The 11,283-nt window shown below is 71.4% G+C and carries 9 protein-coding genes and 1 pseudogene; 4 read left to right on the top strand and 6 right to left on the bottom strand.

Features of this window, described 5'->3' with window-relative positions:
- Positions 1 to 96: 96 nt before the first annotated feature.
- From ACWCYO_RS38745 to ACWCYO_RS38725, 5 genes and pseudogenes are all read right to left on the bottom strand, one after another.
- Positions 97 to 2,652 carry a collagenase gene (locus ACWCYO_RS38745; RefSeq protein ID WP_449786827.1) on the bottom strand — a complete coding sequence of 852 codons (2,556 nt, stop codon included), beginning with the start codon at positions 2,650 to 2,652 and terminating at the stop codon, positions 97 to 99.
- A gap of 270 nt (positions 2,653 to 2,922) precedes the next feature.
- Positions 2,923 to 3,951, bottom strand: coding sequence for an LLM class flavin-dependent oxidoreductase (locus ACWCYO_RS38740; RefSeq protein ID WP_449786826.1), 1,029 nt, complete (start codon positions 3,949 to 3,951; stop codon positions 2,923 to 2,925).
- A gap of 210 nt (positions 3,952 to 4,161) precedes the next feature.
- Positions 4,162 to 4,551: an SCO5389 family protein gene (locus ACWCYO_RS38735; protein WP_270140282.1), complete on the bottom strand. Its 390-nt coding sequence runs from the start codon at positions 4,549 to 4,551 to the stop codon at positions 4,162 to 4,164.
- A gap of 106 nt (positions 4,552 to 4,657) precedes the next feature.
- Positions 4,658 to 6,202 (bottom strand): MFS transporter, encoded by a 1,545-nt coding sequence (locus ACWCYO_RS38730; RefSeq protein ID WP_449786825.1) that lies wholly within the window; start codon positions 6,200 to 6,202, stop codon positions 4,658 to 4,660.
- A gap of 167 nt (positions 6,203 to 6,369) precedes the next feature.
- Positions 6,370 to 6,707, bottom strand: a pseudogene (locus ACWCYO_RS38725) (LysR substrate-binding domain-containing protein); the annotation flags it as partial.
- On the opposite strand from ACWCYO_RS38725, the gene ACWCYO_RS38720 reads away from it, so the two are divergent.
- Complete coding sequence (locus ACWCYO_RS38720) at positions 6,676 to 6,819, top strand: hypothetical protein (RefSeq protein WP_449786828.1); 144 nt, start codon at positions 6,676 to 6,678, stop codon at positions 6,817 to 6,819. The pseudogene ACWCYO_RS38725 and the gene ACWCYO_RS38720 sit on opposite strands and share 32 nt — an antisense overlap.
- Positions 6,820 to 6,829: 10 nt before the next feature.
- Here the strand turns inward: ACWCYO_RS38720 and ACWCYO_RS38715 are convergent, their stop codons facing one another.
- Complete coding sequence (locus tag ACWCYO_RS38715; protein ID WP_449786824.1) at positions 6,830 to 7,213, bottom strand: ribosomal protein L7/L12; 384 nt, start codon at positions 7,211 to 7,213, stop codon at positions 6,830 to 6,832.
- 152 nt (positions 7,214 to 7,365) lie between these two features.
- On the opposite strand from ACWCYO_RS38715, the gene ACWCYO_RS38710 reads away from it, so the two are divergent.
- From ACWCYO_RS38710 to ACWCYO_RS38700, 3 genes are all read left to right on the top strand, one after another.
- Complete coding sequence (locus ACWCYO_RS38710) at positions 7,366 to 8,382, top strand: alpha/beta hydrolase (RefSeq protein ID WP_449786823.1); 1,017 nt, start codon at positions 7,366 to 7,368, stop codon at positions 8,380 to 8,382.
- Between the two features lie 245 nt (positions 8,383 to 8,627).
- The gene (locus ACWCYO_RS38705) at positions 8,628 to 10,265 is read left to right on the top strand and encodes an alkaline phosphatase family protein (protein ID WP_449786822.1); all 1,638 of its coding nucleotides are present in this window, start codon (positions 8,628 to 8,630) and stop codon (positions 10,263 to 10,265) included.
- A 348-nt stretch (positions 10,266 to 10,613) separates the two neighbouring features.
- The gene (locus tag ACWCYO_RS38700; RefSeq protein ID WP_270140277.1) at positions 10,614 to 11,165 is read left to right on the top strand and encodes an RICIN domain-containing protein; all 552 of its coding nucleotides are present in this window, start codon (positions 10,614 to 10,616) and stop codon (positions 11,163 to 11,165) included.
- Positions 11,166 to 11,283 lie beyond the last annotated feature (118 nt).

Below are 11,283 nucleotides of genomic sequence, written 5' to 3'. Positions count from 1 at the left end.
CCGGATGGCCTCCCGCTTCGGGTGAGCCCTCGAAGGCTCCGGGTGAGCCGCACACCCGCGGCCGCGCTCGCCCTCGCGTCGGGCGTCGAGTGCCTTTCAGTACTGGGTGCTGACGGTCACCCCGCTGAAGTCGGTGGTGGCGTAGAGGCTGACGTAGCGGTAGCCCGCCGTGGTGTTGGTGACGGTGAGGGTCTGGGCGGTGCCGGGGTTGGTGGAGGCGGCGGTGTGGGTGGTGGGGGAGGCCCAGGTGTCGGGGTCGTAGTAGAGGGCGGCGTTGCCGGTGCCGCCGGAGGTGGAGACCTTCAGAGTGGTGGTGCCGGCCGGCAGGTAGAGGTAGAAGTAGTCGAGGTTGCCGGCGGTGCGGGCCTGGTTCGGGCGGGAGCAGTTCTGGCCGAGCGCGTCGGTGCGCGGGTCGGTGCAGGTCGGCAGGGTGGTGCCGCCCCCGGTGGTGACGGTCACCGAGGTCGGGGTGGCGGCGGTCTGTCCGTCGCTGTCGGTGACGGTCAGGGCGATGGTGTAGGTGCCGGGGGCGGCGTAGGTGTGGACCGGGTTCCGCTCGTCGGAGCTGCTGCCGTCACCGAAGGTCCAGTGCCAGGAGGCCAGTGACGCCTGGGAGTTGGTCTCGACGGACTTGTCGGTCAGGGTGACGGTGGCGCCGTCGACGGACTGGCCGAACAGGGCGGTGGGGCCGTCGGCGTAGCAGGCGCCGGCGGCGCAGGTGTTCAGCCAGCCGTCGAAGTCGGCGTCGTAGGAGGTGCCGAGGCCGTTGTAGACCGCGTAGCCGCCCTGGTAGTCGCCGGTGCGGAAGTGGCCGAGCATGTTCTGGACGTCGGCGGGGTGCTTCTCGAACATGTACCGCACGGCCAGGTAGCCCCACGGGTAGGTGCGCACCGTGTCCGAGTTGTCGTAGGTGTTCTGGAAGACCGTGCTCAGCTTGTACCGGTGGGTGGCGGCCTCGGCCATCGCCTGGGTGTCGGTGGTGCCGCGGTAGGCGTAGGACTCGTACTCGGCGACGCCCTCGATCCACCAGATGTCCGGGACGGAGATCTCGGTGGAGAAGTTGCCCTTCATGTCGTAGATGTTGTCGAGGTAGTGGGTGTACTCGTGGTTGAGGTTCCACACGTTGGCGGGGAAGCCGTCGTCGTAGGACTTCCGGTACATCACCGACACGGGCTTGTTGTTGGGGTCGGTGACGTCCATGACGGTCTGGCCGCCGTTGTCGGTGGAGTTGCCGTAGATCGCCCAGGAGTAGGTCTGGTAGTCGTCCCGGTTGGAGAAGACGGCGAGGGTGATGGTCTTGCCGTACTGGCCGGGGACGGGCCCGTCGTCCTTGACGAGGTCGTGGAAGAAGCCGTCCTCGCCGCGCAGGCTCTCGCAGACGGTGGCCAGTTCCTCGGGGGAGAGGTTCTCGGTGCGTATGGTGCGGTTGTCGCAGACCAGGCTGTTCGGCAGGACGGCGGCGGTGAGCTTGCCGGGCAGGTCGCAGGTGCCGTAGTAGGAGCACTGGGCGTTGTCGTACTGGTTGGCGTTGTACGCGGTGTAGACGTACAGCTTGCCGACGGCGCCGGAGATCGGGGTGGTGTCGAGCACCTTCTTGACCAGCGGCTTGGCGAAGGCCTCGATGCCGCCGCCGTCGCCGGCGGTGCGGGCGAGGTCGTTGCCGGCGTTGACGTCGAGGAAGGCGTTGGGGGTGGTGAGCAGGTCCTTGTGGTTCTGCGCGAAGTTCGCCAGCGTGGTGATCACGCTCGGGTCGGCGGCGACGGCGCTGACGTAGTCGGGGTTCCAGTTCGCCCGCCACAGCGGCGCCCACAGCACGGAGTTGACGGCGTTGACCATCTTCGGGAAGGCGTTGTAGCCGTTGCCGTAGCCGTTCAGGACCTGCTGGTAGACCTTCAGGTAGTGGGCCTGGATGTTCGCGCTGTCGGTGAGGATCAGCACCTCGCCGAGCACGGCGCCGTTGGCGTCGCTGACGTCCGTCCGGTGCGCGGTGGCGAAGAAGGCGTCGAGGCCGGCCTGGACGGCGGCGGTGAGTGTGGCGTCGTAGGGGCCGACGGCGCTCGCGTTGTTGGACTGGACGTAGTAACCGGCCCGCAGGAAGAGTACGAGCTGCAGGATGTTCGCGGAGTTGTCGCCGGTGTAGTTCGCCGCCTGGGCCCGGAAGGCGTTCGCGACGGTGAGCATCTGCGACTGCTTGAAGACCTTGCCCGCGTCGGTGCCGGTGACGTTGTACAGCGTCTTGACGCAGTCTGTGGTCGAGCCCTGGACGAAGGAGACCAGGGCGGCGCCGCTGCGGCTGCCGAAGTCGGCGGGCGTGCAGCCGGCCGCGGCGGGCGCCTGCGCGGTCAGCTCGCGCTTGGCCGGGGTCGTGGCATGGGGGTGCGGGGCGGTCTGGACGGCCGTCCCGGTCGGTTGGAGCGCCTGGCCGAGCAGTTCCGGCGGGAGCGGCGCCGCCGTGCGGCCCAGGTCCTCGGAGGTGTCGGCGGCGATCTCGGCGCCGAAGGGTTTCGGCGCGGCCGGTGCCTGGCTCTGGGCCTGGGCCGCCGCGTGGGCCTGGGCGGTCGGGGTCGCGGCGAGGGCAGGGGTCGGAAGCAGGGTGGCGGGGCCGGCGAGGGCGGCGGCCACCAGGAGCGGAAGGGATTGGCGCAGACGCACTGCGGTGTCCTTGTCCTGAGGTGGGGGAGGTGACGCGGCGTCGGCCACGAGGCGGAGGGGGGAATTGACGTGTGACCTGTCACCGGAATCAGGGTCAGAACAATGTCACAGGTTATATGTCATCGCAAGAGTGTGCGCAGGAGCGGCTCCGGACGGCTGCCGCCCGTCAACGAGGATCCTCATGAGTCGTCGTCACCGGGGCGAGGTGGAGGCGCGAACGGCCGGTGCGGTCGCCGGGTGCCGCACCGGCGGGTCGGCGGCTCGGCCTCGTCAGGCCGCGGGCGACCAGCCGAGGGCGGGGCCGAGTCGGGTGGCGAGGTCGGTCAGGATCTGGACGTAGTCCTCGGGTTCGAAGGTGAACGGCAGGGCGAAGGCGACCTCGTCGACCTCCCGGTAGCCGGCGTGGGCGTGCAGCCGTTCGGCGAGTTCCGCGGAGCTGCCGACCAGGTCGGGTGCGTAGAGCAGTCGGGCCGGGCCCTGCGGGCTGTGGGTGCGCGGGGCGCGGGCGAGGGCGTACGCCTCGTACTTGGCGCGCTGCTCGGGGGTGGCGCTGTCGGTGGGGATCACCACCAGCCCCTGCGAGACCCGGGCGTGCTCGCCCTCGGGGTGCAGGGCGCGGAAGGCGCGGATCTGCTGGGCCTGGATCTCGGCGAAGTCCGGTGCGCCGTCGTCCGGTTCGGGCTTGACCACGCTGCCGGCCAGCAGGTTGAGTCCGTGCTCGCCCGCCCAACGGGCCGAGCGCAGGCTGCCGGCGCCGTACCAGAGCCGTCCGGCGAGGCCGGGGGAGTGGGGCTGGACGCGGCGCGAGTACACCTCGATGCCCTCGGTGCCGGCGAAGTCGGAGGCGTCCTCGCCGCGGACCAGGGCGAGCAGCCGTTCGGCCCGGCGGTGGCTGAAGTCCTCGTGGTCGCCGGTGTCCGGGTAGAGGGCGCCGCGCACGTGCTGGTAGTGGGTGGGCGTGCCGACGCTGAAGCCGGGGTTGAGCCGGCCGCCGGAGAGCAGGTCGACGGTGGCGAGGTCCTCGGCGAGCCGCAGCGGGTTCTCCCAGCCGAGCGGGGTGACGGCGGTGCCGAGCTGGATCCGGCTGGTGCGCTGGGTGGCGGCGGCGAGGACGGCGACGGGGGAGGAGATCCCGTACTGGAGGTGGCGGTGGCGCAGCCAGGCGTGGTCGAAGCCGAGTTGCTCGCCGAGGGTGATCAGGTCGAGGGTGGACTCGTGTCCCCGGCGCGGGTCGGCCTCGTCGAAGAGCCCGATGGTGAGGAAGCCGAGTTTCCGCAGCGGGCGGGGAGAGGTCGGCATGATGGCGGCTCCGCGTGGGTTCCTGCGGCCCCGGGCAGGACCGGACGGGTGGTGCCCGTCGAAGGTACGCAGGCCGTCCGGGGTGCCACAAGATCGGTACGCGATCCGGACAGCGAATCGCAACGGGCCGCAACGCGGGCGCAATGCGGCGCAACACCGGGGCCGGGCGCCCGCCTCGCGGGAGGGCACCCGGCCGCGATCGTGCCGGGATCAGCAGCTGCGCAGCTCCGGGCTCTGGTTGCGGATCTGGTTGTGCAGCGAGGTGAACTCGCGGTACGCCTCGCTGTCCTCGGAGCCGGGGCGGAAGGCGCCGACCCGGTGGCAGTTGACGAAGGCGAGCTTCACGCCGAAGTGGTCCTCCAGGCTGCCGCGGATGGCGTTGCTGGCCAGCGCGCGCAGCAGCTGGGCGCGCTGCTCGTCGCTGGGCGTGGTGTTGTCGGTGGTGAACTCGTCCTTGGTGGCGGCGAGTTCGGTGCTGAGTCCGGCGACGACCTGGTAGGCGTACGGGAGCGAGGCGCGGACGGTGTCGAGGAAGTCGGCCTCGTCCACGCGGCCGTTGCGGGCCTGCTCGAGCAGGGCGGGGGAGACGTCGAGCGACATGGGGGTCCTCTTTCGCGGGGCGCGCGCGGGGCGCGCGGGCGGGGAATGGCTAACGAAGATGAAAACCATTTGCGTGAAGGACTCTCGTGGACGTCTCGACGGTCTGTCAAGTACCGCCCCCCGAAGGGCTGACGCCCGCGCCGCCCGGCACCCGCGGCACCTTGATGACGAACACCGCGATCAGCACGGCGAGCGCGGCGAACACCAGGCCCATCCGGAAGGCCGTCGCGATGCCGTGCGCCAGCACCTCCGAGGAGTACGGCGCCGGCAGCTTCCCACTCGCCCTGAACCTGGCGGCCTGCTGCGGGGTGGCCTGTCGGAGGAACTTCCCGGCCTGACGCCCGGCCTCGTTGCGACCGGCCGTGCCGTACACCGTGACCAGGATCGACAGGCCGAGCGAACCACCCACCTGCTGGGTGGTGTTGAGCATCCCGGTGGCCGCGCCGGTCTCGTGCGGGGCGACCCGCGAGACGGCGGTGAGCATCACCGGGACGAAGATCGAGCCCATCCCGAAGCCGAACAGCAGCGTCGGCCCGAGGATGCCGCCCGCGTACGTGCTGTCGATGTCGATCCGGCTCGCCCAGAACACCCCGCAGAAGACCAGCACCGAGCCGGTGACCAGGAACGGCTTCGGACCCCACCGCAGCTGGTTGCGCGCGGCGAACTGGGCGGCGGTGACGATCGCCGCGCTGATCGGCAGGAAGGCGAAACCGGCCCGCAGCGGGCTGAAGTCCAGGATCTCCTGCACGAACAGGGTGATGAAGAAGAAGATGCCGAACATCGCCGCCGCCACGCACAGCATCAGCCCGTACGCGCCGGAGCGGTTGCGCTCGCGGAACAGGTGCAGCGGGGTGATCGGCTGCGGCACCCGCCGCTCGTTGACCAGGAAGGCGCCCAGCAGCACGACGGCCAGGCTGAACGCGGTGAGCGTGACGGCGTCCGTCCAGCCGTGCTCGGAGGCCCGGATGAAGCCGTACACCAGCGACACCACGCCCACCGTGGCGGTGAACGCGCCGGTCAGGTCGAAGCGCCCGGGGTGCCGCTCCGACTCGTTGATGTACAGCGGCGCCAGCAGGGCGATCACGATGCCGATCGGCACGTTGACGAACAGCACCCACCGCCAGGAAAGCCAGGAGGTCAGCATGCCGCCGAGCAGCAGCCCCACCGCGCCGCCCGCACCGGCCACGGCGGAGTAGACGCCGAAGGCCCGGTTGCGCTCCCGGCCCTCCTTGAAGTTGGTGGCGATCAGCGCCAGCGCGGTCGGCGAGGCGATCGCCCCGCCCAGCCCCTGCAGCGCCCGGGCCGCCAGCAGCCAGGCCGAGGACTGGGCGACCCCGCCGAGCAGCGAGGCGAGGCTGAACACCAGCACGCCGACGATGAACACCCGCCGGCGCCCGAGGATGTCACCGGTGCGCCCGCCGAGCAGCAGCAGCCCGCCGAAGGTGAGGGTGTAGGCGTTGATCACCCAGGACAGGTCGGTGGTGGAGAAGCTCAGTGCCCGCTGGATGTGCGGCAGGGCGATGTTCACGATCGTGATGTCCAGGACGACCATGAGCTGGGTGGCCGCGATGACGGTGAGGGCTGTCCCCGGGTGCTGGCCCCGACGTGCGGTCGCGGGCGGAGCCGGGGCCAGGGCACGGGAGGCGGCCATGGCAGGTCCCCCAATGGCGTGGGGTCGAACGGCTGTGGGTGAGAGAAGTCGCTACCCCCGACCGTAGCCCCGGGGAGATAGGGAACACAACCGTTCATTACGGACAAACCATGATTATCGGGTGACACGTGATCGAAGTGCCCCGCCGGGCCTGTGAGCCGCCGGGCTCACGAGGTCGGCGGGTAGCCGCGGGTGCGGACGAGGTCGTGGGTGAGGGGAGGTCGGTGAAGGCGCGGGTGGCGGCGCTGCGGTAGGCGTCGGCGCGGCGCAGCAGGGTGACGGTGCGGGTGGGGAGCGGCGGGTCGAGGGGGATCCGGGCGAGCCGGGGATGGTCGTGGGTGACGGCCTCGGGAAGGACGCTGGCGAGCGGGGTGCGCTGGACGACCTCGGTGGGCGCCTGGACGGAGTCGGCCTCGACGGCGATCCGCGGGCTGACGCGGTGCTGCGCGAAGTAGCCGTCGATGTGTCCTCGGGTGGCGAAGTCGCCGCTGAGCAACGCCAGTTGCGACCTGGCCCGGCAGAACGTCGCCGAGGGCGGCCGGCCGTTCGCGACCGTCATCGTCAAGGACGGCTTCCTCGACCACCTCGCCGCCACCGGCCGGCTCCTGCGCCGGTAGCCCCCTTGCCTCAGGGCGCGGTGTGCCCGGGCAGGGGACCGTACTCGGCACAGAAGTCGCAGTCGCAGGTGGTCAAGGAGTTGGCCTGGCAGTGGGGCGTCTTCCAGTACGGCGAAGCGCAGGGCCCGGGATCGACGGGAGAGCCGTCGTCTGGCAGGGTGCGGCGGCAAAAGTCGCAGCGGACGGCAGCCGGCACACCCGCGTGGAGCAGGACCTGCGCCGCGTGGGAAGCGACCTCGAAGGGGACGTCCGACACGAGGGTGGCGGTCCCGGCGTCCAGTACCTGGCCGCTGCGCCACAGGCTGAGCCCGGTCACCGTGCGGACCGCCTTGAGCGCGGCCGGACCGCGCGGTGAGGCGCCGGCCAGCAGCACCGTGAATTGCGGGTCTTCCACAGCTCCGCTCCCCACCGTCAGGCGACACGTCCAGCGCCCAGTCAACCGCCAAGCCCCTCCGCCGGGCCACCGGTTTTCGGCGGCCGAGGCGGGGGCCACGGGCCGGCCGTGCGAGCCGGGCTGGCAAGCTGGGCCGGTCGGGGCGCCGTCGGGTGCCCCTCGGCGAGGGGGTGCTGGTGGTGGACGGCTTGGTGGCTCGGCGGGTGCCTCCATTGGATCCGCAGGTGGGCGCGGCGGTGGCGGCCGCGGGTGAGCGGGCGCGCGAGGTGCTCACCCCGGAGGGGCTGACGGCGTGGCAGGAGCGGGACGTCGCCGCCCGGCCGCGTCCGACGCTCGACCAGCTGCGCGACGGCGGCCGGTTCGAGGTGGCGGAGCTGCGAGTGCCGCGGGCCGACGGCGGGGGCGAGGTCACGCTCGTCACCGGGCGCCCCGCAGGGGTGGGTGGCACGCTGCCGGTGCTGTACTACCTGCACGGCGGCGGGATGGTGACGGGCAACGCGTGGTCCGTCCTGCCGCGGCTGTTGCGTTCGTGGGCCTTGCCGCTGGGGCTGGTGGTGGTGTCGGTCGAGTACCGGCTGGCGCCGCGCACCCGCTTCCCGGGCGCCGTCGAGGACTGCTACGCCGGTCTCGCCCGGCTGGCCGAGCAGGCCGGCGCGCTGGACGTGGACGCGCGGCGGCTGGTGATCGGCGGCAAGAGCGCCGGCGGCGGACTCGCCGCGGCCCTGGCCCTGCTGACCCGCGACCGCGGCGGTCCGGCGCCGGTCGGCCAGCTGCTGCTGAGCCCGATGCTCGACGACCGCGGTGACACCTTCTCCAGCCACCAGATGGCCGGCCACGACACCTGGGACCGCACCTCCAACGCCACCGCCTGGCAGGCCGTGCTCGGCGACCGGTACGGTGCCGCCGACCTCTCGCCGTACGCCGCCCCGGCCCGTGCCACCGATTTCTCCCGGCTGCCCGCCGCGTACGTCGAGGTGGGGTCCGCCGAGACCTTCCGGGACGAGGCCGTCGCCTACGCCGACGCGATCTGGCGGGCGGGCGGCGACGCCGAACTGCACGTGTGGCCCGGCGCCTGCCACGGCTTCGACACCCTCGCCCCGGACGCGGCCGTCTCCCGGGACGCCCAGGAGGCCCGCACCCGCTGGCTGCGCCGCATCCTCCAATGCTGAACCCGGCTCGGCAGGACAGTGCGGACCGTCCTCGGCCTCCCGCCCGGCACACCTGCGGCTTGACCGAACGCGTTCACCAATTCCCATGGAGGGGCCGCAAGTTGGTGAGATCTCGGTAAAACCGCACATCTCTCCGCACGGGGGACCAGTGCTGTTCACGTCCCGGCCGCCGCCGGTACACCGAGGACTCCCAGCCTGGGGGCCGCACCGCCGCAGCCACCTCCCCCCGTCCACAGGAGCCCTCTGTGACCCGTCGTTATGTCCGGCTGGCCGCCACCCTCGGCGCCGCCGGTGTGCTGGCCGGATCCACCGTCGCCCAGGCCGCCGCCGCCGAGGAGGGCCGCGGCGCCCACGCCCAGCACGTGCTGCTGCTGTCGGTCGACGGCCTGCACCAGTCGGACCTGGCCCGGTTCGTGGCCGAGCACCCGCAGTCGGCCCTCGCCCGGCTGGTCCGCGGCGGCGTCGAGTACACCCACGCCAGCACCACCGACCCGTCGGACTCCTTCCCCGGCATGGTCGCCCAGCTGACCGGCGGCGGCCCCGGCACCACCGGCGTCTACTACGACGACACCTACGACGCCGCGCTGCTCCCGGCCGGCACCACCGACTGCAAGGGCGCCAAGCCCGGTGTCGAGGTGGACCTCACCGAGGACCTGGACAGGAACCAGGACGCGCTCGACGCCGGCCAGGGCCTGGCCGGCCTGCCCGGCTCCATCCTGCGGATGACCGGACAGCCGCGGACCCTGCTCGACCCGGCCAAGCTGCCGGTCGACCCGCAGACCTGCAAGCCGGTCTACCCGCACTCCTACCTCCAGGTGAACACCGTCTTCGAGGTCGCCCGCCAGGCCGGGCTGCGCACCGCGTGGTCGGACAAGCACGCCGCCTACGACATCCTCAACGGCCCCTCCGGCGAGGGCGTCCAGGACCTCTTCACCCCGGAGATCAACAGCAACGCGACCGGCTACAACGGCGACTGGACCAAGGACAACCGGGCCACCGAGCAGTACGACTCGTACAAGGTGCAGGCCGTCCTCAACGAGATCGACGGCTACGACCACAGCCGTTCGCAGCAGGTCGGCACCCCGGCGGTCTTCGGCCTGAACTTCCAGTCGGTCTCCACCGCGCAGAAGCTGAAGAGCTCCGATGGCATCCAGGGCGGCTACGTCAGCAAGGGCGTGCCCGGCCCGCTGGTCGAGAAGAACCTGGAGTTCGTCGACCAGCAGATCGGCGCGCTCACCGAGGAACTGCGCAAGCAGCACCTGGACGGTTCCACCACCGTCATCCTCTCGGCCAAGCACGGCCAGTCCCCGATCGACCCGACCGCGCTCAACCGGATCGACGACGGCCCGCTGCTGGACGGCCTCAATGCCGCCTGGAAGGCCGTCCATCCGGCGGCCGGCGACCTGGTCGCCCACGCGGTCGACGACGACGGCGTGCTGCTCTGGCTGAACGACCGCTCCGCGGCCGCCACCGAGTTCGCCGAGGACTACCTGCTGGCGCAGAGCGGCAACGGCGTCGACATCAACGGCATGGCCCGCCCCTTCACCAGCAGCGGCATCCAGCAGGTCTACGCCGGTGCGCAGGCCGCCGACTACTTCCATGTCACGCCCGGCGACCCGCGGGTGCCGGACGTCTTCGGCGTCGCCCAGTACGGCGTCGTCTACACCGGCGGCAGCAAGATCGCCGAGCACGGCGGTGCCCACGCCGACGACCTGGAGGTGCCGCTGGTCGTCTCCGGCGCCGCCACCCCGGACGGCGTCCGCCAGGACGAGAAGGTCGAGACCAAGCAGATCGCCCCGACCATCCTGAAGCTCCTCGGCCTCAAGCCGAACGCCCTGCAGGCCGTCCGCGAGGAGCACACCCGGGTGCTGCCGGTCCGCTGACAAGATGACCGGATGAAGGGCTGACCGGATCGCCGGTCGATCGGAGCGCCGGAAGCCCCGATGACCGGAAGCCCCACCGAGCGGCCGTACGCCACGTGCGTACGGCCGCTCGCTGGTTGACTCCTGTTCCGCCGGAGGAGGACATCGAGCTGTTGCTGTGCGGCTGAACGGGCGACAGGCCCCGGCACAAGTGTCGGGGGAACGTCGGGCCAACGTCGTGGCCGCACGCCCGCCGGGGCCGCGAGGATGGGGCACGTCAGCCGGTCAGCTGACACGGCAAGCGCCACGGAGCACGGCACCGGATCGTGCACGGGCTCCGTCCGCTCACTCATTTCGCGAGGAGAGTTCATGCGCAAGCAGATCTGCACCGGCCTCGGAATCCTGGCTCTGGTCACGGCCGCCCTCGGCGCGGGCGTCGGGACGGCTTCGGCCGCCGAAAGCAGCGCGAACGTCGGTACGGTCCGTGCGATGGCGGGCCTGAACTACGTGGGCCAGTACCACATCCACAACGGCTACAACGGCAAGTGTCTGGACGCCGACCTGAACACGATCGGCGCCAACGGCACCAAGGTCCAGCTGTGGGACTGCAACGGCTGGACCAACCAGAACTGGACCCTGTGGACCGACGGCAGCGTCGACTACATCCAGAACAACTACAGCGGCCGGTACCTGGACGCGGACCTGAACACGATCGGCGCCAACGGCACCACGGTCCAGCTCTGGGACTACAACGGCTGGTCCAACCAGCGGTGGAACTTCGCCAGCTACGGGGTGGTGAACGGCTACAACGGCAGGTGTCTGGACGCGGACCTGAACACGATCGGCGCCAACGGCACCAAGGTCCAGCTGTGGGACTGCAACGGCTGGTCCAACCAGAAGTGGACGCTCGAGGCGATCTGACCCTGACCCTGAACCCCCTGACCCTCCCGGGTCCGGTCCCGGCAGCCTGCCCCACCAGAGCTGCCGGGAACCACGCTGGCGGGGGCGGGAGCAGCGAGGGCGGCGCCCCCGCGCAAAA

This window comes from Kitasatospora sp. NPDC001683 (assembly GCF_053596495.1).
The sequence above is the reverse complement of the archived record's forward strand: the minus strand, read 5'-3'. Positions and strand labels throughout refer to the sequence as shown.

Bases quoted from the DNA above. Each gene is read 5' to 3' on its own strand.
- ACWCYO_RS38700 (WP_270140277.1), top strand. From the start codon at position 10,614: ATGCGCAAGCAGATCTGCACCGGCCTCGGAATCCTGGCTCTGGTCACG.
- ACWCYO_RS38740 (WP_449786826.1), bottom strand. From the start codon at position 3,951: ATGCCGACCTCTCCCCGCCCGCTGCGGAAACTCGGCTTCCTCACCATC.
- ACWCYO_RS38730 (WP_449786825.1), bottom strand. From the start codon at position 6,202: ATGGCCGCCTCCCGTGCCCTGGCCCCGGCTCCGCCCGCGACCGCACGT.
- ACWCYO_RS38735 (WP_270140282.1), bottom strand. From the start codon at position 4,551: ATGTCGCTCGACGTCTCCCCCGCCCTGCTCGAGCAGGCCCGCAACGGC.